This is a genomic window from Micromonospora sp. NPDC047465, from assembly GCF_040643125.1.
GTDB lineage: Bacteria > Actinomycetota > Actinomycetes > Mycobacteriales > Micromonosporaceae > Micromonospora.
In genome coordinates this window covers 17,671-43,176 of record NZ_JBEYTP010000041.1, presented here as the reverse complement: position 1 = coordinate 43,176, position 25,506 = coordinate 17,671, and the positions used below count along the sequence as shown (strand labels likewise).

The 25,506-nt window shown below is 75.0% G+C and carries 17 protein-coding genes and 2 pseudogenes; 7 read left to right on the top strand and 12 right to left on the bottom strand.

Features of this window, described 5'->3' with window-relative positions; all coding sequences use genetic code 11:
• The first annotated feature begins 18 nt into the window (after positions 1-18).
• From ABZ793_RS27960 to ABZ793_RS27945, 4 genes are all read left to right on the top strand, one after another.
• Positions 19-1,425, top strand: coding sequence for a PLP-dependent aminotransferase family protein (locus ABZ793_RS27960; protein WP_357462186.1), 1,407 nt, complete (start codon positions 19-21; stop codon positions 1,423-1,425).
• 232 nt (positions 1,426-1,657) lie between these two features.
• Positions 1,658-3,247, top strand: a complete 1,590-nt coding sequence (locus tag ABZ793_RS27955; protein ID WP_357462185.1) for a hypothetical protein — start codon at positions 1,658-1,660, stop codon at positions 3,245-3,247.
• A 137-nt stretch (positions 3,248-3,384) separates the two neighbouring features.
• Positions 3,385-3,774: a hypothetical protein gene (locus ABZ793_RS27950; RefSeq protein WP_357462184.1), complete on the top strand. Its 390-nt coding sequence runs from the start codon at positions 3,385-3,387 to the stop codon at positions 3,772-3,774.
• Between the two features lie 76 nt (positions 3,775-3,850).
• A complete protein-coding gene (locus ABZ793_RS27945) occupies positions 3,851-4,246 on the top strand; it encodes a hypothetical protein (protein ID WP_357462183.1) in 396 nt (131 codons plus the stop codon).
• 8 nt (positions 4,247-4,254) lie between these two features.
• Here the strand turns inward: ABZ793_RS27945 and ABZ793_RS27940 are convergent, their stop codons facing one another.
• The 6 genes from ABZ793_RS27940 to ABZ793_RS27915 form a co-directional block, all read right to left on the bottom strand.
• Positions 4,255-4,404 (bottom strand): hypothetical protein, encoded by a 150-nt coding sequence (locus ABZ793_RS27940; protein WP_357462182.1) that lies wholly within the window; start codon positions 4,402-4,404, stop codon positions 4,255-4,257.
• Between the two features lie 48 nt (positions 4,405-4,452).
• A complete protein-coding gene (gene rpsD / locus ABZ793_RS27935; protein WP_357462181.1) occupies positions 4,453-5,049 on the bottom strand; it encodes a 30S ribosomal protein S4 in 597 nt (198 codons plus the stop codon).
• A gap of 185 nt (positions 5,050-5,234) precedes the next feature.
• Positions 5,235-6,263, bottom strand: coding sequence for a methyltransferase (locus tag ABZ793_RS27930; RefSeq protein ID WP_357462180.1), 1,029 nt, complete (start codon positions 6,261-6,263; stop codon positions 5,235-5,237).
• A complete protein-coding gene (locus ABZ793_RS27925) occupies positions 6,260-7,438 on the bottom strand; it encodes an aminotransferase class V-fold PLP-dependent enzyme (protein WP_357462179.1) in 1,179 nt (392 codons plus the stop codon). The genes ABZ793_RS27930 and ABZ793_RS27925 overlap by 4 nt, the downstream gene beginning before the upstream one ends.
• Positions 7,435-8,697: a tryptophan 2,3-dioxygenase family protein gene (locus tag ABZ793_RS27920; protein WP_357462178.1), complete on the bottom strand. Its 1,263-nt coding sequence runs from the start codon at positions 8,695-8,697 to the stop codon at positions 7,435-7,437. The genes ABZ793_RS27925 and ABZ793_RS27920 overlap by 4 nt, the downstream gene beginning before the upstream one ends.
• A gap of 72 nt (positions 8,698-8,769) precedes the next feature.
• Positions 8,770-9,474: a tryptophan 2,3-dioxygenase family protein gene (locus ABZ793_RS27915; protein WP_357462177.1), complete on the bottom strand. Its 705-nt coding sequence runs from the start codon at positions 9,472-9,474 to the stop codon at positions 8,770-8,772.
• A 364-nt stretch (positions 9,475-9,838) separates the two neighbouring features.
• On the opposite strand from ABZ793_RS27915, the gene ABZ793_RS27910 reads away from it, so the two are divergent.
• The 3 genes and pseudogenes from ABZ793_RS27910 to ABZ793_RS27900 all read left to right on the top strand — a co-directional run.
• A complete protein-coding gene (locus tag ABZ793_RS27910; protein WP_357462176.1) occupies positions 9,839-10,363 on the top strand; it encodes an SMI1/KNR4 family protein in 525 nt (174 codons plus the stop codon).
• A 110-nt stretch (positions 10,364-10,473) separates the two neighbouring features.
• Positions 10,474-10,791: pseudogene (locus ABZ793_RS27905) on the top strand (DUF664 domain-containing protein); the annotation flags it as partial.
• A pseudogene (locus ABZ793_RS27900) lies at positions 10,716-10,937 on the top strand (hypothetical protein); the annotation flags it as partial. The pseudogenes ABZ793_RS27905 and ABZ793_RS27900, both read left to right, overlap by 76 nt.
• Positions 10,938-11,015: 78 nt before the next feature.
• On the opposite strand, the gene ABZ793_RS27895 reads toward ABZ793_RS27900, so the two are convergent.
• From ABZ793_RS27895 to ABZ793_RS27870, 6 genes are all read right to left on the bottom strand, one after another.
• Positions 11,016-12,116, bottom strand: a complete 1,101-nt coding sequence (locus tag ABZ793_RS27895) for a transposase (RefSeq protein WP_357462175.1) — start codon at positions 12,114-12,116, stop codon at positions 11,016-11,018.
• On the bottom strand, positions 12,097-12,258 hold the full coding sequence (locus tag ABZ793_RS27890; RefSeq protein ID WP_357462201.1) for a helix-turn-helix domain-containing protein: 162 nt from the start codon (positions 12,256-12,258) through the stop codon (positions 12,097-12,099). The genes ABZ793_RS27895 and ABZ793_RS27890 overlap by 20 nt, the downstream gene beginning before the upstream one ends.
• 178 nt (positions 12,259-12,436) lie before the next feature.
• Complete coding sequence (locus tag ABZ793_RS27885; RefSeq protein ID WP_357462174.1) at positions 12,437-14,257, bottom strand: hypothetical protein; 1,821 nt, start codon at positions 14,255-14,257, stop codon at positions 12,437-12,439.
• A gap of 46 nt (positions 14,258-14,303) precedes the next feature.
• Positions 14,304-16,148, bottom strand: a complete 1,845-nt coding sequence (locus ABZ793_RS27880; protein ID WP_357462173.1) for a hypothetical protein — start codon at positions 16,146-16,148, stop codon at positions 14,304-14,306.
• A complete protein-coding gene (locus tag ABZ793_RS27875; protein WP_357462172.1) occupies positions 16,145-20,662 on the bottom strand; it encodes a hypothetical protein in 4,518 nt (1,505 codons plus the stop codon). Before ABZ793_RS27875 ends, ABZ793_RS27880 begins: the two co-directional genes overlap by 4 nt.
• Entirely contained in the window at positions 20,659-25,506 is a 4,848-nt protein-coding gene (locus ABZ793_RS27870) for a hypothetical protein (RefSeq protein WP_357462171.1), read from the bottom strand. The genes ABZ793_RS27875 and ABZ793_RS27870 overlap by 4 nt, the downstream gene beginning before the upstream one ends.

Below are 25,506 nucleotides of genomic sequence, written 5' to 3'. Positions count from 1 at the left end.
GCGCTACTCTTACCCTTCATGGGCAACGGTAACGCAGCCGAGCGCGTCATCCAAGATCTGCGCGCGCTCGTCGCCAGGGCCGACCCGGGGGACCGGCTGCCGTCCGTACGCGAGCTCACCGCGCGCCACCAGGCCTCCCCGGTGACGGTCACCGAGGCGATCCGGCAGCTCACCGCGCAGGGACTGGTCGAGGCGCGATCAGGGCGGGGCACGTTCGTGGCCGCCGCGCCCACGCGGCAGCCCCGGTCGGACCTGTCCTGGCAGACCGTGGCGCTCGGCCCCCGCCCACCCGGCGAGGAGGACATGCAGGCGTTACTGGCGCTACCACCATCGGACGCGATACCGCTGTCCGGCGGCTATCTGGACCCGGATCTCCAACCGGCCGCCGCGCTCGGTGCCGCGCTGGCCCGAGCCGCCCGGCAGCCCGCGTCGTGGCAACGCGGCCCGGCCGAGGGCCGCGAGGACCTGCGCGCCTGGTTCGCCCGCGAGGCCGGAGGCGGGCTGAGCGCCGGCGACATGGTGATCTGCCCGGGCGGGCAGGCCGCACTGTCCTCCGCGCTCCGCGCGCTCGCCACCCCCGGTGACACCCTGCTCGTCGAGTCGCCGACCTACCTGGGCGCGCTGGCCACGGCCCGCGCCGCCGGGCTGCGGGTGGTGCCCGTCCCCGCCGACGCCGACGGCGTACGGCCCGACCAACTGGCCGCCGCGTTCACCCGCACCGGCGCGCGGTTGTTCTACTGCCAGCCGCTGTACGCCAACCCCACCGGCGCGACCCTGGCGGCCCACCGCCGCGCCGAGGTCTCCGCCGCCGTACGCGACGGCGGGGCGTTCCTGATCGAGGACGACTACGCCCGGGACCTCGCCATCGACGGCGAGGCCACACCTCCACTGGCCGCCGACGACCCCGACGGACACGTCGTCTACCTGCGCTCCCTGACCAAGTCCGCCGCGCCCGGGCTCCGCGTCGCGGCGATCGGCGCCCGTGGCCCGGCCGGCGCCCGCCTGCGGGCAGGCCGGCTGCTCGACGACTTCTTCGTCGCCGGCCCCCTGCAGCAGGCCACGATCGAGTTCGTCACCTCCCCGGCCTGGGCGCGTCACCGCCGTACCGTGCGCGCCGCGTTGCAGGCGCGGCGCGCGGCACTGCTGGCCGCGCTGCGGCGGCACCTGCCCCCACTCGCCCCGCAGGTGGTTCCGCGGGGCGGCCTGCACCTGTGGGCCCGCCTGCCCGACGGTACCGACGACGTCGCGCTGGCCGCCGCCGCGGCCCACGAGGGCGTCGTGGTCTTCCCCGGGCGGCCGTGGTACGCCGCCGAACCCCCGGCCCCGCACCTGCGCCTCACCTACGCGGCCGCGCCACCCGACCTCATGGACGAGGCCGTCCGCAGGCTCTCCCGTGCGCTGGCGAGCCGAACGGCATCTGTTTGACGCGTCCCGGCCGACGATCCCGTTCCCAGGCCCACCGCGGTCGGTCCAGCTCGGCAGGACTCCTCGAGCATCCTCACGGCCGGTCCAGCGTCGTGCACCGCGAACACGGCGACGCCGTCCGGCCGGGGAACGAGCCGCGTGTCCGGTCTGGACCGCAGCGGCGGGCGAGGGCCGACCGCGCCAGTCGTCTGGCCGACAGCCGTCGCCGCATTGCGGAAACTACAGTGGGTGAATGCGGCGACCACCGCTCGTGTCGGGCGGACTGGTCCGCCGTACCGGCCTCGCGCCCACGGTCGGATGGCTCCTCCGCACCAACCGGGTGCTCTCGCCGATCACCGATCTGCGCCGGGCGTCCCGCTTCGCTCCAGCCTTCGGCGGCGGATCGTGGCCGCACGGCCCGGTCAGCGAGAGCCGGGTGTCCCGCTGGGAGTCGGGCTTCACCCCGGTGCCCCATGCCGCCGTCCGCCGCTACGAGGAACTGCTGCTCCTGCCGCCGAACACCCTCGTCGCCCCGCTGGACAACCTCTACCGGTATGTCGCGGCCGCCGAGCCGCTGCGGCTCACCCTCTGCCGGGACACCCTCCCCGACGACCCGTCCGAGGGTCTCGACAACCTGCTCGACCTGGCTGTCACCGCGGCGCCGCTCACCGGTGGGCAGTGGGACGACCTCACCGCCGCCCTCGTCGCCGACCCCCGCATCCGGCTCGTGCCGTCGGCGAGCTGGTCGACGATCACCGACCGGCTGGTCGCGGAGATGGTCCTGTCCGACGGCGTCGACTGGCTGCAACGGCACGAGGCGCTCAATCGCCTGCTGGCCCACCCCGTCGGCTGCCAAGCCGCCATCGACAGTTGTGCCAGCCTCGCCCGAGACCGCGAGAACCAGGTGTTCATCGAGACGGTGTGCGCCCTCGAGGCGACCGGACACCCGGACGCCGCCCGCCACGTCTTCGCGCAACTGCGGGACCCGACCCACCAGCGGGCCAGAGTAGGCGCTCTCCTCGCCGCGATGCGCAAGCTCACCGTCGGGCACTTCACCGAGGAGCAGGTCGCCGACCTCGTCCCCCTGGTCGTCGACCTGCTTGCGGACCGCGACACCGCGCACCTGGCCGCCCAACTCGCCGCAGGACTTCCGCTCGACCGCGACCGCCGGTACCGCCAGTTCCTGACCCGTCACGGCACCCCGGTCACGACCCCGCCCGACACCCTGTCGCGGCAGCAGACCCTCGCCGCCCGGATCGCGTACGCGGCCAGCGCGGAGGCGACCCACGACCAGGTGCTCCGAGCCGATCCGATTCTTCCCGTCCTGGTCGAGGACACGTTGTTCCACCCGTCGCCCGACGTCCGCCTCTACACCCGCTTCCTGGTCGCCGCCACCCCCTATCGCGCCGCGCTCGCGACCGCCCTCGCCAACGAACTCGGCGGCGGCCGGCTCCGTCACGACCCCGCCCTCGCCGAGGCGATCCTGGATTCGTTGCGGATCCTCGGCGACCGGCGCCAACAGCCGCTGGTCGAACGGCTGGCGATCGCCGACGGCGTCCCGACGGCGGTGCGGGTCTCCGCTGCCCACGCCGTCGGGCACCTCGGCGACGGGGTCGCCCGTACGGTGGTCGAACACGCCGCCGGTCGGGTGGCGGGCCCGCCGGAAGGCACCGGAGGAGACCGGCCGGTGCTGGAGGCGATCATCTACTCGCTGGGCGTCAACGGCCGTGACGACCTGCTCCGGCAGCTGGCCACCGACCCGCGGCTCCCGGCGACGGCCCGCCGCTCGGCGTCCTGGTGGCTGGACCGGCCGGCGTACGTCCGCCGCAGCGCGTCGCGCTGAATCCCACCAGGGCCAGCCCTCTTGCAGCCGGCGGTGGCGGCTGCAAGACCGCCGTCGCGGGCCCGCGTCGACTTCTACCGTCAAGCAGGCACCGGCCAGGAGGCCGGTACCCCGACACCGGACAGGACGGTGGAGCGATGCGCGCAAACCTGATCATCCGACCTCGCCGGCTCGCCGCCGCGCTCACCGCGGTCGCGGCCGCCGGTCTTGCCGTGCCCCAGCCGGCACAGGCCGCCGCCGGCGACCTCAGCTACGTCCTGAACCACACGAACGTCCGCGTCTGCGGGTCGGTCCGGCAGATCCAGTGCCCCGACGGCGCCGGCCCCAACGGCGTCATGGGGTCGGTGGTGGGCGACCAGTGGGACCGGACCTGGTGCTGGCGCGACGGCGAGTGGGCCGGCGAGCCGGCCACGAACCGTTGGTTCAAGGTCACCGCGAACACCACCGCCGGCTGGAAGACCGGCTGGGTCAACGCCGCACAGGTACCGATCCAGGCGTTCGTCCCCTGGTGCTCGAGCTGGAACTGACTCCCGGCACCCGTACGACGACAGCGGCACGTGCGCCGCTTCCTCCACCAACTGCCTGGGATAGAAGGGACTTCTCATGGTCATGCCGACACCGACCCGAGCCGAGCGGCGGAAGCCGGGCGCCCCGAGGACGATCCACCGGATCGTCGGCGTCGTCGCCGTCCTGGTCGCGTCGATCCTGATTCCGGGTGCACCGGCCAGCGCAGCTCCGTGCAGCCCGGTCTCCTGCGTCCACAACACCAAGGGCAGCCAGGTCCTCGTGAGGTGCTGGGACGGCGCCTGCACCCCGGGAACCAACGTGTGGCTGAACAACGGCTACCAGGTCTCCATGTCGTGCTGGTTCGACGCCGCCAACTTCGACGGCAACTACCCGAGCACCCGCTGGTTCCTCGTGCGGAGTGTCCCACTGGCGGGCAGGTGGCTGGTCCACTCGTCCTACGTCTACAACCAGACCTCCGTCGGGCACTGTTAGGCGCGGTGTCACCACCGACCGGGAACTGCCCCCGCTCCCCGGTACAGGGAGCGGGGCACCCGGTCAGCCGGCCGGTTCGGCTTGTACGCGACCATTAGCTCCCATGCGCCGGGCAGCACCGCCACCCGCTCGAAGCCGACCCCCGCGAGCACCGTCACCCCGCCCACCACCCGGACAACCCGTTGATCACAACCCCGATACGTGCCCTAGTCGGACCGGACGGTGAGCGGGACGTCGCGCAGGTCGGGCACCTCCTGCCGGCGCGGCTCCCGGGTCAGTGTCGCGGTGAACTCCTCCGGCCGAACCTCCAGGTACGGCGGGGCCTCGACGTCGCGGAACCCGCCTGCGGCGACCACGGCCGGTGTGGGGCACTGCCGCTCCGGGCGTACCTGGATGATCTGCCCCGGCTGGACCAGGTACGAGGGGCGGTTGACCTTGCCGCCGTCCAGGGTGAACGTGTTGCGCTCGACCAGGCTGCGGGCCTCGCCGACGCTGCGGGCGAAGCCGGCGCGGTGCACCAGCGCGTCCAGCCGCTGCTCCAACTGCCCGGCCAGGTTCTCCGCCGCGTCGCCGGGCTGCCCGGCGGCCGTCACCAGGGCCCGGACCAGTTGCCGCTCCCGCAGGTCGTACGCGGCCCGGATCTGCCGCCGCTCCGCGTCGGGCAGTCGGTAGCCGCGCGGGGCTCGGCGCGGCCCGCCCCGGACACCGATCGGATGCCGCTGCCGGCGCAGTCGGTAGCCATGCGCCGGCTTCAGCGGCACGTCGTCGGTCGGCGCGATGTTGACCTTGGAGCGGAGCGTCATGGTGCCCTCCCTGGCTGTCGTGGGTCACCACGCTGCCCCGCACCGGGGTGAGCCCGCCCCACCCGTTCCGGGTGATCCGCCCCGCGCGGGGCGCGTCGACACCTGGGGCGGCCCTGCTGTCGGGCGCGACGAAGGTGACCTTGCCGTTCGATCACGCCACGAGCGGAGGGAGCTGGAGGCGCCGGTCAGTCGGCCGCGGGCTTGTACGCGACGACCAGCTCCCAGGTGCCGGGCAGCACCGCCACCCGTTCGAAGCCGGCCTCCGCGAGCAGCTTGGTGTAGAACTCCGTTTCGCGCAGCCGGCTGACGCAGCTGTCCACGCCGATCAGGAAGTAGCTCCAGAAGAACTGCATCGCCAGCCGGTCCGGGGTGCGGAACTCCTCGCAGATCAGCAGCAGCCCACCCGGCTCCAGTGCCGCGTACGCCTGCTCCACCAGGCGGCGGGCCACCTCGTTCGGCCAGTCGTGCAGCACCCGCACGAATGACATCGCGTCGTACCCCTGGGGCAGCGGCTCGGCGAGGAAGTCGCCGCCGACGAACCCCAGCCGCTCGGCGTGCCCCCGCGCGACCCGGGTGGCCGTCACCAGCGGCGCCACCGCCGGCAGGTTGTACACGTCGGCCCGCAGGCCCGGCGCGGTGTCGAGGACGTGCGCGGCGAGCGTCCCGTCGCCGCCGCCCACCTCCAGCAGGCGACGCCGGTCCGGCCACAGCAGATCGGCGTGCCGCCGTACCGCCTCGATCACCGGCCCCAGCCCGACGGCCATGCTGCGCTCGAACTCGGCGGTTTGCGCGTCGGTCTTCGGCGGCCAGGCGAAGTCGTCGTCGCCGATACTGACCTGGCCGCGCAGGCTCTCGGGCAGCCGGCCGTGCAGCCGCCGCCAGGGATAGCGGTCCCGGTCACGCTCGACCGCGCCGGGGCCGACCACCGCGGCCACCGCGTCGCGCAGCCCCGGCACGGCCCGGTAGCTGGTCGTGCCGATGTCGTCGTCGGGCTCGTCGCGCGTCAGGAAGCCCAGGCTCTCCAGGCAGTCGAGGAACTTGTAGAGCCGTAGCGGGCGTACCCCGAACCGGGTGGCCAGCGCGTCGAGACGGACGGGCCCGGGCTCCAGCGCGTCGAGCAGGCCCATGCCGAGTGCCGTCTCCAGCACGTCCATGGCCTTCGGCCCGTTGGCGAGCAGGCTCATCAGCGCCCGCGGTGAGAGGGTGACGGTCACCGGTGCAGCTCCTTCTCCAGCGCGTCCATGAACGCGTCGACCTCGTCGAGGGTGTTGTAGACGTGCGGGCCGACGCGCAGGTAGCCGCGCCAACTGCAGATCAGGTCACGGGCGGCCAGTCGCCGCTTCACCGCCTCGCCGTCGGGGACGTCCAGGCACACCACGCCGCCGCGGCGGTGCGGCGCGGTGGGGCTGACCACCGCGATGCCGGCCGCGCCGGCCCGGTCCAGGACCCGCTGGGTGAGGGCCAGCGAGTGTCGCCGGATGGCCTCGGTGCCGATCCCGGCCAGCAGGTCCAGGCCGACCTGGGAGACCAGGGAGGTGACCGGGTACGGCGTGCCGCCGGCGAACCGCCGGGCGTCGGGCGCCCAGCCGGTGGACGGTTGGAACGTGAGCGCCCGGTCGCCGGCCTGCCAGCCGGTGGCGGCCGGTGCCAGCTCCGGCACCAGGTCGGGGCGGACGTAGAGGAAGGCGGTGCCGACGCCGCAGAGCCACTTGTGCGCGCCGCCGAGGACGACGTCGACACCGAGGGCGGTGACGTCCATCGGCACCACCCCCACGGTCTGGAAGACGTCCACCACCACCAGCGCGCCGACGTCGTGGGCGCGGGCGACGAGGCGGGGCAGGTCGACGGTGGCGCCGGAGGTGAAGCTGGCGTGCGACACGCACACCAGCAGCGTCCGCTCGTCGAGGCGCGCCTCCAGGGCCTCCTGGTCGAGGTGGGGACCGCCGGTGCCGACCACGTCGAGGCGGGCGCCGTAGCGGCCGAACGCCCGGAAGACGAACGGCACCGTCGGGTACTCCAGGTCGGTGGTGACGACCCGGTCGCGCGGCGGGCGGTAGTCGAAACAGGACGCGACCCGGGCGAGCAGGGTGCTCAGGTTCGCGTCGGTGACCACGCTGCCCGGCGGTGCGCCGATCAGGGCGGCCACCGAGTCGGCGTACCGGTCGAGGCCGACGTGCCAGCCCTGCCACACGTCGTCCCGCCAGGTGCGCAGCGTCTCCCAGTAGTCGTGCAGCACCCGCTCCGCGCCCCTCGGCACCGCGCCGGTGGAGTTGTTGTTCAGGTAGACGCAGGTCTCCAGCAGGGGAAACTCGGCGCGCAGCGCGGCCTGCGTGGCGGCGTCGAGGCACCGGGGCGCGTCAGGCCCGGGCGCGGGGTGGGATCGATTCACGCGGTGTGGCCTCCAGTCGGGTCGACCGGGCGGGAATCGGCGGTGCCGGCCGTGAAGACTGGCACGTCGCGGACCGCCGCCAGATATGGGGTGCCCTCCGTGTAGCCGGTCCCGGAGCGGGGACCGAGCATCCGGGTGGCGATCCGGTGGTGCGTGCGTCGCCACTGCAACAGGGCCCCGGCGAACCTCTCCATCCGCCGCGCCATCAGCGCGCGGTCCGCGCCGTCGAGCCGGCCCGCACGCACGGCCGACCGGTACGCCTCGTCGATCGTCGGCTGGCCGGCCCGCACCAGGGACCGCACCTCCGGCACCGACCGGTAGGCCACCGAGTCCAGCCGGTCTCCTTCCGGCGTACGGCAGAGCGACTCGACGAGCTTGTAGGAGCGGGACTGGATGGCGCTGGCCCCCTCGGTGTACTGCCGGAAGGTCCGGAACGACTCCGCCTGCATGGTGGCCAGCAGCGAGAACAGCGGGCCGGCGGCGCCGAGCAGCCCCGCGGCGTACCCCAGCCGGTCGGCCGCCGTACGGGTGGTGCCCCCGGTCAGCGCGGCGACGGCGGCGCGCAGTTCGTCCGCGACCCCGGCGAAGAGGCACTCGTACGCCTGGAGCACCCGGATGAACAGGTATTCGTCGTGGGTCACGTGGACCGGCAGCATGCTCAGCCGCAGCGTTTGATCCCCGCCGGCGTCGAGGCCGGCGGCGACGGCGTGCAGCGCGGCGGCGGTGGTCGCCGGATCGCCGTCGCCGACCGCCCCCGCCAGGCCGAGGCGGGCCAGCGGGGGCTGGGCAGTCCGGACGCCGAGCCGGCAGCGCTTGGTCACCACCGGCGGCCCCGGACGCTGCTGCGGGAGCAGGCCGGTGGTGTCAGCGGAGGCGGCCAACTCGAAGGCCAACGCGTCGGCGACCAGGCGGACGAACAGCCGGTCACGGGCACGCCGCGAGGCGGCGTCGTCCTCGGCCGGGGGCGGGTCGTCCCCGCCGCAGGGCAGCCGGAGCAGGCGTAGGGCCAGATAGCTGCGGTAGTCGTAGCGGCCGTCCCACTTGTCCAGCGCCACGTCGAGGAAGTTGGTCAACCGCCGTGCCTCGTCGTCGCCGACGGCCGTCGCGCCGGCCACTTTCGCCCGCGTCTCGTCGAGCAGGGCGAGGAGTTCCTTTTCGACGAAGTGTTTGCCGACCCGATGGAATTCGCGCAGCACCGCCGGGTAGGGAAAAGTGCGCGGGTCGGCCGTATCGGACAACCAGCTCGTCAATTCGTGCACGAACCGCCCCTCGACATTTCCGAATCGGCACCACAATGGAAGGATGCCGGTCGCCGCCGGCGAGTGCGGACGTCAGGGCCGGGCGGCACCGGAATTGTCGCTCGCAGGCTGGAGCCGGGCCTGCCACAATTCGGGGAAGAACCGGTGCCCGACGAGTTTGGCGAGCATGGTGGCCGGGCTGCCCGGGGTGCCGGCCGGAGCGTGACCGCCGACCCGCAGGGCCACCTGGTAGTGCCGAGCCCGCCACAGCGACACCCGCTCGTCCCACTCCACCATCGCCTCGGCCAGCCGGTGGACCGGGTCCGCCGGGTCTGCCGTGCACAACGCCGCCACCGGGATCCCCCGGTCGGCGAGGCAGTCGGCGAACGCGCGCCCGAGTTGCCGGCTGGCGGCCTGGACCTGCCGCCAGCCCGGCGACTCGGCGCCGGAGCCGTTGCCTAGGGCGGGCTGCATCGCCTGGAAGTCCACGGGGGACAGGTGCCGGAACATCTCCAGTTGGTCGGTGACCAGCCGCAGGGCGAGCGTCGCCCGCGCCAGCAGAGCCTCGGCCGTCGCCGGCTCCCCGGCGCCCACCCGGGCGGTCGCCTCGGTCAACTCGGCCGCCGCCAGCTTGAGCCACAGCTCGGTCGACTGGTGCACCACCTGGAAGAGCAGTTCGTCGCGGTGGATCATCTCGGCGGGGGACCGTTGCAGGTCGAGCAGCGCGTCCGTGCGCATATAGCGTGCGTAGTCGGTGGCGCCGCTGCCCGGCAGCACAGGCGACTGGTCACGCTTCACGGAATAACCTTTCGGTCGGCATCGGCACGCCGGGATCAGCCGTGCGTCGGCGGCAAGTATGCAACGACGGGAAGCGATGCGCTACCCCTTGATTGCGATCCGTTTCCGTCCGACGTAGAAAGGGCTGCGCGTCCACTTGGGAGGAGCGGCTAAAGCATCACGTCCGACGATTCAGGTCAATATGTGTGACGTGGGTCATTGCCGCCGGCGGCGGAGGTGGCCACTCCCTGGAACGTCGACCCGACGAATGTCCGTGGTGCCGCGTCGGCCGCCACGGCGCCCCCGTCGAGCGGGGCGGCCGGTCGAGATGGCCGGGCCGGCTGGTCGTGCCGTTCCTGTCGTGGTCTTCCGCTATGGTGCGCCGGTGACCGGAGAAGAACTCATGCTTCCCGCCGCGCTGCGGGAGGCCCAGGACGGCGGCTTCGACTACGCCGACGGCGACGGCGTCGACTTCGAGCCGTACGACAGCTTCCTCACCCCCGGCGAGACCGCCGAGTGGTGGCACGCGTGGAGCGGCAACAGCTCGACGGACGGCGTGGACCTGCGGATCTTCGGCCAGGACGGCACCGGCGGAATGGCCGCCTTCTGGCTGGTCCGGCCGGGCGAGCCGGTCGACCGTCAGCCGGTGGTGTTCCTCGGCTCCGAAGGCGAGACGTCCGTCGTGGCCGGCGATCTGGGGGCCTACCTGTGGCTGCTGGCCGGTGGGTTCGGCCCGCTGGAGGCGACCATGTGGCCGCGCCACGAGCGCCGCCCCCGTCCGGACGCCCGCCGCACCGCGATCGCCGAGCGCCACGCGCCGCAGGCACGCCGGACCGTGCCCGAGGTGATCGAGGCGGCGCGGGCGGAGTTTCCCGACTTCGAGTCGTTCGTGGAGTCCCTCTGTCGCTGACGGGTTCGTCGGCGGGTCGTGCCCGTCGGCCGCCGTGCGCAGTCGAGTTCGCACACGACCTGGGGCCTGGCGGGACACGGGTTGTCGGGGGTGAGGGCTACGGTGGCTCCGTGACCAACAGCGAGTCCCCCTGGGAGCCGCCCCTCGCCGGCACGGAGGTCGAGCATCTCGTCGGTGCGCTCGACCGGCTGCGCGCGACCTTCCGCTGGAAGGCCGACGGTCTCGACGCCGCCGCGCTGCGGACCCGCGTCGGGGCCTCCTCGCTGACCCTCGGCGGCCTGCTCAAGCACCTCGCCGCCGTGGAGGACAGCACCTTCACGACCAAGCTGACCGGGCAGCCGATCGGCGCGCCGTGGGAGGGCACGGCCTGGGACGGCGGCAACGACTGGCCGTTCACCTCCTCCGCCGCCGACACCCCCGAACAGCTCTACGCGCTGTGGGACGGTGCCGTCGAACGGTCCCGCGCGAGGCTCGACGCGGCCCTGGCCGACGGCGGGCTCGACCAACTCGTCCACGCCGCCACGCCGACGGCCGCCACGCCAGCCTGCGCCGGCTCGTCTGCGACCTCGTCGAGGAGTACGGCCGGCACACCGGCCACGCCGACCTGCTGCGCGAGGCGGTGGACGGACTGGTCGTTGACATCCTCCCCGGCCTAAATGCGGGGGATTCCGACCCTCGCGGGTTGGGGTTCCTGGTTCATCGCAGACCGCACGGAAGGAGGTCCTTCGTGTCTGACGTCCGCTCCGCAGGCGTTTTGCGTCTCGACCAGCCCGGCCGCGACAGCGATGTTCTGGGCGGCGTTGACGTCCCGGTCATGCCGGGTGCCGCAACCCGGACACACCCAGTGCCGTGTGTCGAGGGAAAGTGTGGCGAGCAGGTGCCCGCACGCCGAACACGTCTTCGACGACGGGTACCAGCGATCCACCACGGCGAGGGTACGGCCGTCGCGGTGCGCCTTGTAGGTCAGCAAAGTGCGGAACTCGGCCCAGCCGGTACGAGCGATCGCTTTGGCCAGGCAGCGGTTGCGGACCATGTTCGCCACCGCCAGGTTCTCCACGGCGATGGCGGCGAACCGGCGGACCAGGGCGGTGGACTGCTGGTGGAGGAAGTCCCGGCGCGCGTCGCGCACCCGCGAATGCGCCCGCGCCACCCGCTGCTTGGCTTTGGCGCGGTTGGCGGAGCCCTTCTGCCGGCGGGCCATCATCCGCTGATACCGCTTGAGTCGACGTTCCCGCCGTTCCATACGTTTCGGGTGGGGGATGCGCTCGCCGGTGGACAACACCGCAAGATCGGTCAGGCCGAGGTCCACACCCACCACCCCGTCCGTCGGTTCGGGTGGTGCGGCGGGTGTCTCGATGTCGACGGCGAAGGTCACGAACCAGCGGCCGTCCGGGTCGCGGGACACCGTCACCATCGTCGGATCCAATCCCGCCGGGTCGATGTCCGGCCACGACCACACGAACCGCAGCACACCGGGTGTCTTCCCCAACGTCAGGTTCCCGCCCCGCAGGCGGAACGCCGACCTGGTGTAGGAGGCCGACTGGCGGCCGTGCCGGGACTTGTAGCGCGGGTACCGGGCCCGCTTGGCGAAGAACGCGGTCATGGCGGTGTGCTGATGCCGCAGGGTCTGCTGCAACGGCACCGACGACACCTCACCCAGAAACGCCAGGTCGGGCTGCTTCTTCATCTCCGTCAACGCCCGATCCGTCTGGGCGTACGAGGTCGATCTGCCCTCAGCGCGGTAAACGAGCACGACGGGCGGCGAGAGTGCGGTTCCAGACGACACGTACACACCCGAACGTGCGGTTCAACACCGCCACCTGCTCCGGCGTCGGATACGCCCGACACCTGTACGCCGTCCGCACAGAACCAGTCACACCACAACGGACAGTCATGGCTGACAACGCATCCGCCATTCCTCCCCGCCCTGAAGGACGGGGCATCCTGGCGGTGATCCGGTGAGGACCCGCCGGCCGGCTGGCGCCCGCGCGGGAACGGCTGACCGCCCGACGAGTGGACGGCACTGCCCTCGGGGCCGGGCCCGTCTGCGGGTGGCCCGGCCCCGAGCACACGTCAGTGCGTCGCCGGCACCTCCACCTCGAGCGGCTCCAGATCGTCGCGGACGGCCTTGACCTCCCAGTAGAAGGCGTGCGAGGCCGGCGACCCGTCGACGGTGCGGACGCGGAAGGCCCCGTCCTTCACCCGGCTCGCGGCCAGCGCGGAGACCGGCTCGTCGTCGTCGAAGACCGGCGTCAGGTGCACGGTCCGGCCCTCCGGCCGGGTCAGCGCCTCGAAGTACGCGGGCAGTTCCACGGTGGCGGTGCCGCCGTCGAGCCGCGCCTCACCCCGGTAGTAGACGCCGTTCTCCGGTCCCTCGATGGCGGCGTGGATGAGCTGGCGGCGTTCGGTGGCATCAGGGGCGTCCAGCGGGTGGTCGATGGCGAACTGCTTCGACTTGCCCTTGATCACGCCGGTGCCGGCCATCAGGCTGATGTTGTAGCCGGTCGACTCGTTGCCGAGATAGATGGCGGCGGAGGCGAACAGGTCGAACGTGCTGATGCCGCCGCCGCTCCAGGAGGCGATCGGCGGGGTCGAGGGACCCGCCACGACCGTGCCGTTGATCCGCACGTCGCCGCCGAAGTGGCCTCGCTTCTCCACCCACAGGCAGCCGGTGTCCGCTCCGGTGCCGCCGCCGTAGCCGACCCACACTCCGGAGGCGTTGAGCAGGTGCAGCCGCTCAGGGCCGTTGATGTGCAGCCGCGTGCCACCGTTGATCGAGGTCCAGTTGGGCATGTACAGGTCGCCGGCCACCGACATGCCCTGCGCCGACAGTCCGCCCTGCACGGTCAGGTTGCCGTTGCCGTTGGCGTCCTTGACGACGGTGACCCCGCCGGTGGCCCGCACGGCGAGGCCGCCCTCGGCCGTCAGCGACAGCCCGCCGCGCCCGCGCAGGCTCGCCGCCCGCAGCTCCTTGACCGCCAGGTCGGCGTACGGCTTGCTGCCCTCGCCGTAGCCGAGCCCCGGCCCGTCGTTGCTGCGGTCGACCAGCTCGAAGCCCTTGCCGGCCCGGAACGACAGCTGCGCGTGCTGCACGCCGGGGCCCCAGAAGCCGAGCCCGGTGACCACCTGGCCGGGGGAGACGGTGGCCCCCTCCAGGCTGCCCAGGTGCAGCATGCCGCCGGCGATGCGCAGCCGGTCCGCGTTGTGCTGGGTGAAGGCGATGATGTCGTCGGGGTCGTTGTTGTTGGCGATGCGCAGGATGGTGTTCTCGCCGCTGTACGGCCAGTACCGGATGTACGCCTCGTCGCCCGCGCCGCCGCCCGGGTCGCCGGGGAAGGTGATGCCGGACTGGGCGCCGGCGCCGACGGCCGGCACGATGGCCCCGACCGGAACCCGGAGGCCCGCCGCCACCCGCCCGGTGCCCTGCACCGTGATCGTGCCGCCGGCGCGGGTGACCGTGCCGAGCACGATGGCGTTCGTCGGGTCGGCGGGGGCGGCGGCGGAGAACTCGATGCGGCCCTCCTCGGTCCACCGGGTCTCGCCGGCGACCCCGCCCTCGTCGCGCCGCTCGCTGAGGTACTCGTGGTAGCGGATCACCACGTGCCAGCTGCTGCCCTCGGCGGGCAGGGCCTTGCGGGTGTTCTCCGCCAGCACGATCACCCGGCCGGCGCCGTCGATCGCCACGCCCTGGCCGATCGTCACGTCGCCGCCGGTGGCGGTCAGGTCGAGGCCGGTGACCACGCCCCGGGGCTGCAGCAGACGGGCGGCGAGGTTCTGCCGGGCCAGCAGGTAGTCCAGCGCCTGGGTGAGGTCGCCGGCGCGCAGGTACTGGTGGTCGTAGTACCGGGGCCGGGCCATCGGCAGCGGCAGGTCGTTCTTCCAGGTGATCGTCATGGTCGTCTCCGCTGATCTGGTTCGGTCGGTGCGCGGGTGGGGTCGTTCAGCGCGGTTGGACGGTGTCGTAGCGCAGGCCGCTGGACAGCTCGCCCGTGCCGGTGTGGCGGGCGCGGCCCAGCCACAGGTGCACCGACCCGTCGGTCCACCGGGCGAGCTGCCACTGGCGCAGCAGCCGGGTGCCGGCGCGCGGCACCTCCTCCTCGGGGATGGCCAGATCGACCAGGTCGTCGCCGCGCCAGCGCCAGTCGAGCAGACGACTGTGGCCGGTGACCGCGACCGGCGGACCCTCGCGGGACGGCTGTTGCAGCGGGACCCGGCGCAGCCGGACCACGTCGGGCCGGTCCTGCGTCGGCCCCGGGATCAGCGGCACCCAGTTGTCCGGCACGGTCGTGGCGAAGGCGTACGACAGGCTGGGCACCGCCTCGGCGTCGGCGACCGGTGGTCGCGGCGGCGGCGCCGCCCTGCCGACCTGGGCACCGCGGTCGATCGGCCGGCCGGTGGCGCCGGTGACGGTCCGTTCGACGGCCCACGCCAGGTTCGCCATCTCGTCGCGGCCGAGGCGTACCTCCTCCACCGGCTCGGAGTCGAGGGTGGCGGCGGCCGTCGCGGGCAGGACCAGCACGTCGGCCGGCCCGCCGGCGGTCGCCCCGGACGGGCGGAACAGCGCCGTGTCGTCGGGCGCGGCCGGCACGAGCGTCTGGATGCCGAAGGTGTCGGTGACGATCAGCGACCGGATCCGGGTGGCGGACCCGACGGGCAGCTCCAGCGGCACCAGGAAGTGGTCGTTGCCGTAGACGAGGCCGTACTCGACCAGGAACATTCGGGCCAGGTCGCCGGCGCCGGCGCCGATGCCGGCCAGGTTGACCCGGGCGTCCTCCAACTCCCAGAAGCGGGTCGAGGGCATGCCGGCGTACGCGACCGGGGTCGGCAGCAGCACCTTGACGACGTCCTCGACCGCCGGGACGGCGTCGAGGGTCGCCCCGGGCTCGTGGTCGAAGTGGTACCAGTCCAGCCGGTCGCCGTCGTACTCGTGGGCGGTGAGGACAACTTCGCCGGCGGAGCCGTGCGCGCCGACGGCGAAGTCGTACTCCAGCCGCTCGCGCCGCCACGCGGAGCCCTCCTGGCCGGGGGCGCTGAACAGGGGCGTGAAGTCCTCGGGCGGCCAGGGCGGCGCGGCGGGCCGGGACGCGCCCGGCGCCAGCACGGCGGGCAGTTGCAGCAGGTAGCCGTCCGGCGGGCCGGCGGGGCGGGGCGGCACGCCCAGCCAGGTCATCCACTCGGCGATCGCGGCGGTGACCGCGCCGACCAGGGCGGAGGGCACCTCGTTCTCGGCGACGAAGCGGCCCTCGGCGCAGGCGCGTAGCGCCAGGTCGCCGTGCGGTACGCGGCCGGCGGCGATGCGCAGGTAGCCGAGGGTCTCGGTGTCCGCGGCCGACGCGGCGTCGGGCGGCACGGCGGGGACGGGATACCTGGTGCACAGCCGGGGTGCCAGCTCGCCGGCGCCGGCGGCGGCGAGCGACCGCAGCAGTTGCTGGCCGCTCTCGACGGCGAAGCGCAGGTCGCCGGCGGTGGCGGCGGACTCCCGTTCCACCACCGCCTCCAACGGTGTGGCGGCGGGCAGGCCGACCGTGCTGCCGGAGGCCGTGCCGGGCCGGTAGCGGGTGAAGCGGGCGGCCTCGGCGTGCACCCGGGCGCTGACCGGCGAGCCGGTGTCCTCGCCGGTGAACTCGCCGAGCTGCCACTGCCGGGCGAGCAGCCACAACGGGTCGGCGGTGCGGGCCTCCACGGCGGGGGCCAGGTCGGCGCGGCGGGTACGCGGTTCGAGGCGGGTCCAGGTGGTGACCGACGGGGTGTGCGTGTCGGCCAGGGCTGGTTCGACGGTGGTCATTGGCCCTCCTGCCCGCCCTGCGGCGTGAGCGTCGCGTCGGGGACGAAGTCGGTGGTGGTCGTGGTCTCGGCGATGTTGGTGGGGAAGTAGAGGGCGGGCAGGAACTGGCCGGCCGCGCCGAGGGAGTCGACGTCGACGGCGCGGGCGACGGCCAGGTCGAGGGCCTCCTCCAGGACGTTGGCGAGGGTGGCCGGCTGCCACGTCGCGGCGCCGTCGGGCGCGAGGCCCAGCAGCACGGCCTGCGGCGCGGCGGCGCCGGGGGCGTCGTACTCGAAGGTGAGGCCGGTCTGCACCCGCCCGGTGGGCACGACCTCCGTCCACTCGTCGACCAGCAGGCCGTGCACCGGCCGGGTCGCGTCGATGCCGCCGGGGGCGACGACGACCAGGGACACCGGTTCGGTGTTCGCGCGCGGCGGGGCCTCGCCCACCCAGCGGTCGCCGGGGGCGTACGGCAACTGCGCCACCCGGACGGTGGCGGGCAGCTTCACCACGCCGCCGGCGTCCAGGGCCTGCGCGGTGGTCAGCACCTCCTGGAGGCGGCCGACGGCGGGGCGGACCCGGCCGTAGCGGGACAGCCACCGGCGCACCGGGTGGGGGGAGCCGCCCTGTAGCGCGTCGCTGGCGGTCAGCGCGGCGGCCAGTTGCTGCGGCTGGGGCGCGCCGGCGGCGGTCAGGACGGGCATGTCGGGGCCGAGCAGCGCCCGGACGCGGGCGATCTGGGCGTCCCGCCGCCGCGCGGGGGGTGCGGTCGGCCGGTCGAAGTCGGTGGCCGGGTCGCAGGTGCAGGCCGACGGTGGGCAGGGCGCCCGGTCGTGCAGGTCGGCGACGACCCGGCAGTGGGCGGCCAGCCGGCGGTCCAGCTCGTGGCCGGCGACGAGGGCGGCGTCGGCGACCGCGGCGGCGGTGCCGGCGGCCGGTGGCGGGGGCACCGCGCCGGTGACGCCGAACCCGGCGGCGGTGTCCAGCAGCAGGCGGACCGCCGTCTCGTCCCAGCCGGGCGCGTCGGCGGCCGGGGTGGCCCGCAGCGCGGCGGCGGCGCTCCGCGCCGACTGCCACAGCTCGTCGGTCTGCGCCTTCATCACCGGATCGACCTGCGGGGGCGCGTCGGGGTCCAGGCCGAGGTCGGCGGCGAGGACCGGCCGGGAGCGGCCGAACAGGTCCCGCAGCACGTTCACGGCGTGCAGGAACTCGGCGAGGCCGATCTTGTCGGTGGCCCAGGCCGGGTCGCGGTCGTAGTCCAGCTCCAGCGTCCAGTCCGGTCGTACCTCGGCGGGCTGCAGCTTCGCCCAGGTGACGAGGGCGATGCGGCGGTCCAGTTCGGCGTCGTCGGGGCGGCCGGGGTGTGGCGGGGCGGCGAGCAGGTCGATCGCCGGGGTCTGCAGCCGGTCCAGACTCGCGTCGCGCCACAGCGTGGCGGTGACCCCGTCAGGGGCGTGCCAGCGGTAGCGCCAGAAAACCCGCGGCGAGGGCGGCAGCAGCACGGAGGTGAGCGCGTCGGCGGGGCTGCCGATGATGCGCGGGTGCTGGGCGCGGGCGGCCGGCCAGTCCTGCCGCAGCGGGTCCATCCGGTCGTCGACGTTGATCAGCAGCAGCACCCGGTGGGTGAGGGTCGCGCCGGTGGCCGGCGTACGGGTGACGTGTAGCTGGGGTGGGCTGGCGGCGGCGCCGGAGGCGGCGTCGACGGCGGCCGCGGCCCGGTTCATGTCGCCCAGGGCGAGCTGGTGGACGCTCTCGGCGAGCAGCGTGTCGGCCACGGCGTCGGTGGCGTCGGCGAGGTCGGCGAGAACCTGCCGCACGGCGGTGCGGGCCGCACCGGGCAGCGCGGCGAGCTGTGACTCGATGGCCTTGGCCTGGTGCAGCCGGTGCAGTTCCAGTCCGTCGACGGTTGCCGCCGACTCGACGGTCGCGGTGACCGTGGTGGTGTCGTCGTCGGCGTCGACGCGGTGGGCGCGCACCGGCGCGAGCCGGCGGAACAACGGCAGGAACTGGTCCAGCGGGCCGTCGGGGTGGTCGTGCAGGCCGCGTTCGAAGCGGTAGCCGAGCAGCGCGCCGAGGCTCTGTCCGGCGCGGACGCCGTCGAGCAGTTGCTCGGCGAGGCGGACCCGGCGGGAGGACAGGTCGACGGCCATCGGATGGTCGCCGCCGTCGTGCGAGCGCCACGCGCTGCGCAGGACGGCGGTGGTGACGGCCTGCGCCGGCGAGGGGGCGTGCACGTGACCCGCGCCGTCGCGGGCGACGGGCAGTGTGGGTGGCGCCACGGTGTCGGGCACGCCGGCGGGGCGGGGCACCATCCGGGGTGGCCCGGCCGGCCGCAGGTCGACCAGCCAGCCGTACCCGCCGACGTGGACGCCGGTCGGCGGCCCGGCGGTGAGCTGGGCCAGCCGGCGGGTGGCCAGGGAGGTGATCCAGGCGTCCAGGCGGTGCGTGGCCAGGCCGAGGGTGCCGGCGACGTGCCGGTGCAGGTCGGCGGGGGACAGCCCGTCGTCGAGCGCGTCGCCCAGGTCGCTCAGGGCCGTGCGGAAGGCTCGCAGGTCGGCGGTGGCCCGGATGTGGCGGGGGTCGAGGGCGGGGCCGGCGAGGTAGCTGCCGACGGTCTCACCGGGGGCGCCGGGCACGGGCACGGCGAGGCGGCGGCGCAGCACGCGCGTGCGGTCGTGCGGACGGATGTCGACCAGTTCCGGCTCCGGGATCTCCGCCGCGTCGGGCAGGGACGCCTCGGCGGCGAACGCGTGCGCGGCGGCGGAGTGCTCGGCGATCAGGGCGGCGCGCAGCAGCCGGTGGAACAGCGGCACCGGCCCGTCGCCGGGGCTCGCCGGCACCTCGTGGCCTTCCAGGCCGACGGCGGCGAGCGCGTCGAGGTACGCGCGGATCCGGTCGGCGCGCGGCTGTCCGGGCCCGTCGAGCAGGGGCGTGCCGAGGGCGTACGCCTCCTTGGCGAACACGGCCAGGGACAGCCGCGGGTCGGTGGGGCTGCCCAGCCCGAGGGCGGCGAGCAGGTCCCGGGCCGGTTCGACCACCTGCTCGCGCCAGTCCGGGCCGAGGCCGAGGCGGGCGAAGCGCCACAGCCAGCTGACGTACTCGTTGCCGAGCATGCTGCGGGCGCGTACCTCCAGCACCCGCGCGTCGGTGGCCAGGATGTCCAGCAGGGTGCGCTCGGGGTCGGCGAGGCCGGGGACGATCCGGGACACGGGGGAGGGCAGCCACACCTGCTGCCACAGCTTGGTGAGCAGCCCGACGGCTCGGGCCTCGCCGCCGCCGGCCGGGCGCCAGTCCCGCAGGCTGGCCACCGGCAGCAGCCCGTACGGCTGGCGGCCGACGCGCAGCGTGGGCAGCGGCCCGTCGGCGTGCACGTGGGCGACGAAGTGCGCGCACAGCGCGGCCTGCTCGGCGGGGGTGGCGACGGGCAGCAGGTCCCGCAGCAGGGCGCCGAAGCTGGCCGGCCAGAGCAGCCGCCGCACCAGCCGGCCGGTGGGTCGGTCGGCGACGGCGGCGCCGGTGCCGCGGGCGAGTGCGGTCGGCGCGCCCGCGCGGGTCGGCGTGCCGCGGACGGCGGTCAGCGCGTCGTCGGGTTCGGCGGTCAGCGACACGCCCAGGGCCGCGGCGACCAGCGCGGCGGCGGCGTCGGGCGCCCCGGCCTCGGTGGCGGTGTCGGCGGCGCTCGGCGCGGCGGTGGTGGGGGCCGCCGCCGGCGCGGCGGTGGCGGTGTTGTTGGTGGGGGTGTCGGGGGCGAGGAACGCCAGCCCGTCGGTCGCGGCGTGCGCCTCCAGCAGGCGCCCGAGGGCCTTCGCGGAGGCGTCGGGCGCGGCGGCGGTGTCGAGCCCGAACACCAGCAGCCGTTCCACCGTCTCGGGTTTCCCGTCGGTGCCGGTGGGGACGGTGACGGTCAGCGCCATGCCGGCGGCCTCGGCGGTGGCGAAGTCGACGGTCCAGCGCATCCCGGCGTCCACGGGCGGCGCCTCGGCCGGCACCTGGTCGATGGTGCCGGTGCCGCCGGCCGGTACAGGGGTGGGCCCGACGGGCAGGTCCGGTGTGACGGTGCCGGAGGTGCCGGTGAACAGCCGGCCGCTGGCGGTGCGGCCGACGGCGTACCAGCGGGTGGGCAGCAGCCGGGCCCGGGCCGGTTCGCACCAGGGGCCGGGGCGGGGCTGCGGCTCGGGGAAGTCGCCGGCGACGGGTTCCATCACCCGGGCGATCCAGGCGGCGCGGGGCGCGCCGAAGCGGCGGGCCAGGTCGTTCCAGGCCGCCTCGTCGGGTGTGCCGGTGACGCCGCCGGGCCGGCCCTCGCCCCAGTACGCCCGGCCGGCGGCGATCTCCTCGGCGGTGAGGTCCGGCTCGTGGTCGTCGACGTGGATCTGGTCGGGGTAGACGCGGATCTTCAGGGTCGCGCCGGCGAACCGGGTCTCCAGGCGCACCGGCAGCATGACCGCGGGGGCGAGCGCGGACGACGTCCACGGGGTCTGCGTGAGCACGGTGGCCAGCGGCGGCCGGTTCGCGGCGTACGACGAGGTGGTCATGACTGGTTCTCCGGCGTCGGTAGCAGGTCGCTGGCGTGGCGGGCGAGCAGGACGGGGCGTTGCAGCACGGCGAGGGCGGTGTCGGCGGCGTTGCGGCCGTGCCGGGCGGCGAAGACGACCGCGTCCGGCGGCAGCGGGTCGCCGGTGAGGTCGACGCCGAAGCGGGGCGCGGCCGGCTGCTCGCGCAGCAGGAAGAAGTAGCCGGCGGGGCCGTCGGCCTGTCGGGTGGCGCCGCGGGCGACGTCGGCGGTGAACGGGAACCCGAACAGCAGCAGGTCGGGCGACAGCCACGCGTGGAAGATGGGCAGGATGTCCGGCCCGGTCGGTTCCCGCTGCTCGGGGCCGGTCCACGTGGCCTGGCGCATGGTGACGATGGTGGAGGGGTAGCGGCGCAGCAGCTCACCGCGGATGACCAGCACGAGGGACTGCTCGCCGGGGGCGCCGACGGCGGTGAGGTGGCTGCCCAGCGGCCCGTTGCGCCAGGCGTCGTCGGTCAGCGGCGGGATGTCGGTGAGCGGCGCGCCGGCCGAGACGGCGCCGCGGACGTCCCAGAACTGCCGGAACCAGGTCTGCCGCGGGTCGGCGGGGAACTCCCGCCACAGCATCTCCCGGCTCATCTCGTGGTTGAGCCCGACGAGGAACGCCTCGATGAATCGGGGGTTGGCGGCCAGCGCGGTCATCGTCTCCGGCGCCACCGCGGGCAGGTTCGGCACGACGTGCTCCTGGGACAGGCCGCGCAGCAGTTCGTAGGCGGGGACGGTGAAGCTGACCCCGGCGAGCAGCCGGCGCAGCGGGTCGCCGCTGTCGGGCAGGGCGTCGACCAGGTCGCCGTCGCCGAGGCTGAGTCCGGCGAGCACCTCCCCGGCCACGGCGGTCTCGGGGCGGACCGTCTCGCGGACGGCCGCCGCGGCGGTGGCGAGGTCGACCGGTGCGGGCCGGTGGTTGCGGGCCAGCGACTGCGCCGGGGCGAGCCGGCCCTGGTGGGCCGCGGCCGCGGTCATGAAGTCGTCGCCCATCCGGGCCCGGTCGGCGACGAGGTCGGCCCGCAGGTCGGCGATCGCGACCGCGCAGCCGCGGGCGGTGCCGGCGTCGGCGGCCCCGGTGACGGTGACCGCGGGGCTCCAGCTGACGGGTACGCCGGCGGGGTCGAGGTCGAAGGCGGTGCGGTAGGTGATGGTGGTGCCGCTGCGGCGGGCGACGACGAGGTCGGGGCGGCGGGTGCCGGTCACGTCGGCCACGGCGATGCCCGCCCCGGCGGCGCCGGCGACGGCCGCCTCGTCGGGCACCGCGCGGGCGGCCGTCCAGCCGTTGACGATCCGGCCGCGCCGGTTGAGCCCGAGCCCGGTGGAGTAGCGGGCCACCGGGGTGGCGCCGACCGCGCCGGCGGCGAAGACCAGCAGGTCGGGGACCTGGTCGCCGGTCATGTCGACCACGTCGACGCCGACGGCGGTGATGGTGTCGAGCTGCTGCGGGGTGGGCTGCGAGTCACCCCACCCGCGGGTCACCGTGCCGGCCGCGTCCAGGCCCCACCCGACGCGGTAGTACACCCGGTTCTCGGTGCCGCCGGGGCGGCTCACCCCGTACGCGACGACGAGTTCGGGCTGCTCGTCGCCGTCGAGGTCGGCGAGGGCGACGTCGAGGCCGGCGGCGTGGGCGCTGACCGGGTCGGGCAGCTCGTACGGGCCGGTCCACCCGGCGGCGGCCGTGCCGGTGGCGGTGGCGTCCCGGCCGATCCAGTAGCTGATCCGGCAGGTGCCGTCCGGGCCGGGCAGCAGGGCGGCGGTGACCAGGGCCGGGCGGCCGTTCGGCGCGAGGGGGCCGATCGTGGTGGCGGTGGCGCGGGCGGTCACGGGGATGGTCGGTCCGTCCACGGCGGCGGTGAGGACGTTCTCCCGCACCGCGCCGTCGTCGCCAACGTTGTGCCCGATCTGCATCCGGGCTCGGCTGCCCGTGCCCACCGGGACGGTGTGGGTGAACAGCAGCGACGCGAGCAGCCCCACCCGGGGGGCGAACCGCAGGTGCGCCGGGGCGGGCGCGGTGTCCGGGCCGGCGCCGCGCGGGTCGGCGGGGGTGCCGTGGTCGATCCAGCCGGTCGGGGCGTAGCCCCAGCGCCACGAGGTGAGCCGGCCGTCGCCGGTCACGGCGAAGATCTCGCCGCTGCGGAACTCGCCGAGCACGGGTCCGGGGCGGTGCCGGCCGAGACCGCCGGCCGGCGCGGACCCGATCACTTCCCAGCCCCAGTACTCCCGTTCGTGCCCGTCGTGGTAGTAGCGGTAGCGGCGCATCAGGCGCACGTCGGCCGGGTTGGCGTCGGGCGCGCCGAGGGCGATGATCGACATGCCGTCGTCCTCGCCGATCTGGGCCGCCTGCTGCCCGAGCGAGACCAGCCGCCGCCCCTCGGGGGCCGCGTCGTGCCGGTAGAGGGAGCCGTCGGAGAGCTGGGAGACCAGCCAGCCGTCCGTGGTGAGGTAGGAGAAGCGGGACCCGTACGCGGACGGGTGCTGGCTGGCCGGTGAACCCCACACCGGCGGGATGGCGTCGTTGCCGACCTGGCTCCACTGCCCGCTGTGGACGAACAGCCGGTTGTGGCTGGTGGCGACCAGGACCGTCGTCCCGATCGGGCGGGGGGTGCCCCAGAGCCGTTCGGTGGACCACATCGCCGGCTTACCCAGCGACGCCCACGACCCGGCCGCCGGGTCGTAGCGGTACAGGTTGCCGTCCCCGCCGAGCACGTGGACCAGGTTGCCGCCGGCCGTCGGGCGGCTGCGTACCCCGAGCGGCGGCGCGCCGCAGTCGCGCCACACCCACCTGTCGCCGTCCCACCGCCGCTCGAACAGGCGGCTGTCGCGGGTGCGGACGAACACCCGGTCAGGTGCCACGGTGGCGCCGGAGGTGGCCACGGCGGTGCCCGGCGGGAGGCCGTGGTCGCGCCACACCCACTGCTCGCCGACGCGGCGGCGTTCGAACAGCCGACCGTCGGCGGCGCCGAGGAAGAACCGGTCGGCGCCGAGCAGGTCGCCGGCGTTGGTGGCCACGGTGGTGACCGGGTCGTCGGCGGCCAGCGCCCCCACGCCCGCCGTCGCGGTGACCGGGCTGTCGGCGGCCAGCACCTGGACGCCCGCCGTGAGGCCGGCCGTGCCGGTGGTGTGCCACCACGGGTTCTGGGCGGCCTGCTCGATGACGGCGCGGGTCAGCGAGCCGAGCCCACGGCCGTCGGTGACCAGCGTGTCCAGCACCTTGCCGCCGGCGGGCACCTTCGCGGCGGGCACCGCGCTGGCGCCGCCGGCCAGCCGGGCCAGCGCCGCCGGGCCGCCGTCGGCGTCGACCCGGCGGGCGAGGGGCCCGCGGGGGCGCAGCAGCCGGCGCAGCGGCGCGCTGGTGGCGGCCCGCGCGCCCGGGTTGCCGTCGAGCTGCCGGTCGAGCGGGTCGCCGGCGGCGGCGAGGCGGGCGCCGGCGCCCGGGTCGACGAGGTCGTGCACCGGCTGGGTCATGGCCACGAGCTGGTCGTCGCCGACCGGCGTGCCGGGGGAGTCCGGGTCGACCCGGCGGGCGAACAGGGCGGTGGCGGCGTCCCGGGCGGCCTGGCCGCGGCGGAGCTGCTCGTTGGCCTCGCGCAGCTCGGCGGCCCGTTCCCACGCGGCGGCGGCCAGGTCCTCCTGGTGGCGTTGCACCACCTGGGTGCCGAGGGCGGCGGCGGCCCGGTATCGGGGGTCCAGGTTGAGCCCGGCCAGCCAGCGCGGTTCCGCGCCGCCGGTGGGGACCTGCCCCTGCTGGGTGTGGATGTTGCCGTACAGCGGCGGGGTCAGCCGGTCGTCGGCGTGGCGCAGCAGGTCGGTGAGCGCGCCCTGCCAGGCCTGGCGGACGTCGTCGGCCCAGCCGGTCGGGGTCATGCCGGGCGCGGCGAGGGCGCCTTCGAAGCCGAGCACGGACCGGCCCTCGACACCCTCGTCGTCGCCGGCGGGCAGGCCGCCGCCGGGCGCGGCGATGTCGACCGGCTGCCGGCCGACGTCGTCGGGCAGGACCCGGGCCCGCAGCCGGCGGGCCAGGGACTCGAAGTCCCCGTCGGGCCCGGTGCGGAACGTCCAGTGGTGGTAGACGGGCAGCAGCACCGGATCGTCGGGGCCGGGGTGGGCCGAGTCGGGACCCCAGGCGGGGGCGAGCGGGCCGGTGTCGTCGACGGTCTCGCCGAGCCCGGCCCGGACGCCGGCGGCGAAGGCGGGCACCACGGCGGCCAGGTAGTCGGTGCCGGCGGCGAGCCGGCGCGGGCACACCAGCCGCGACAGGGTGCGCTCCGGGGCGGAGGCGATCACCTCGGACAGGTCCTCGTCGTCGGTGACCAGCACCTGGGCGTGTGCCCACGCCCACGACTCGGCCAGCACCGGCAGGTGCCGCACCGTGGTGGCGAGCCGGGCCAGGGCCTGGCCCGGCTGCGTGCGCAGCTGCGCGCCGTCCTCGCCGACCGGCACCACGACGAGGACCAGCCACGGGCGCAGCGCGCCGTTGTCGTCGGGCCGCGCCGGGGTGTACCGCCACGGCAGGTCGGGGTTGTCGAACTCGACCGCGGCCAGCAGGGACACCTCGACGTTCTCCGCGCCGGGCGCCGGGTAGCTGCGGATGATCTCCTGCGGGTCGACGCCGACGACGTCGCCCGGCCCGTGCAGCAGCGCCGTCGAGGTGCCGGTGATCTGCTCGGTGTCGCCGGTGGCGGTGTCGGTGCCGAGCGCGGCGACGGTGAGGGTCACCTCGGCGCGGGGGCGGGGCAGCGCGCCGGTGAGGGTGTCGGTGTGGGAGACCACGCGGGCGACGCCGTCGCGGACCCAGGGCAGGAAACGCAGGCCACCCAT

Excerpts from the sequence above, each read along its gene's own strand:
- ABZ793_RS27870 (WP_357462171.1), bottom strand. The coding sequence starts at position 25,506 with ATGGGTGGCCTGCGTTTCCTGCCCTGGGTCCGCGACGGCGTCGCCCGC.
- ABZ793_RS27880 (WP_357462173.1), bottom strand. The coding sequence starts at position 16,148 with ATGACCACCGTCGAACCAGCCCTGGCCGACACGCACACCCCGTCGGTC.
- rpsD (WP_357462181.1), bottom strand. The coding sequence starts at position 5,049 with ATGACGCTCCGCTCCAAGGTCAACATCGCGCCGACCGACGACGTGCCG.
- ABZ793_RS27960 (WP_357462186.1), top strand. The coding sequence starts at position 19 with ATGGGCAACGGTAACGCAGCCGAGCGCGTCATCCAAGATCTGCGCGCG.
- ABZ793_RS27950 (WP_357462184.1), top strand. The coding sequence starts at position 3,385 with ATGCGCGCAAACCTGATCATCCGACCTCGCCGGCTCGCCGCCGCGCTC.
- ABZ793_RS27890 (WP_357462201.1), bottom strand. The coding sequence starts at position 12,258 with ATGACTGTCCGTTGTGGTGTGACTGGTTCTGTGCGGACGGCGTACAGG.
- ABZ793_RS27955 (WP_357462185.1), top strand. The coding sequence starts at position 1,658 with ATGCGGCGACCACCGCTCGTGTCGGGCGGACTGGTCCGCCGTACCGGC.
- ABZ793_RS27885 (WP_357462174.1), bottom strand. The coding sequence starts at position 14,257 with ATGACGATCACCTGGAAGAACGACCTGCCGCTGCCGATGGCCCGGCCC.
- ABZ793_RS27875 (WP_357462172.1), bottom strand. The coding sequence starts at position 20,662 with ATGACCACCTCGTCGTACGCCGCGAACCGGCCGCCGCTGGCCACCGTG.
- ABZ793_RS27945 (WP_357462183.1), top strand. The coding sequence starts at position 3,851 with ATGGTCATGCCGACACCGACCCGAGCCGAGCGGCGGAAGCCGGGCGCC.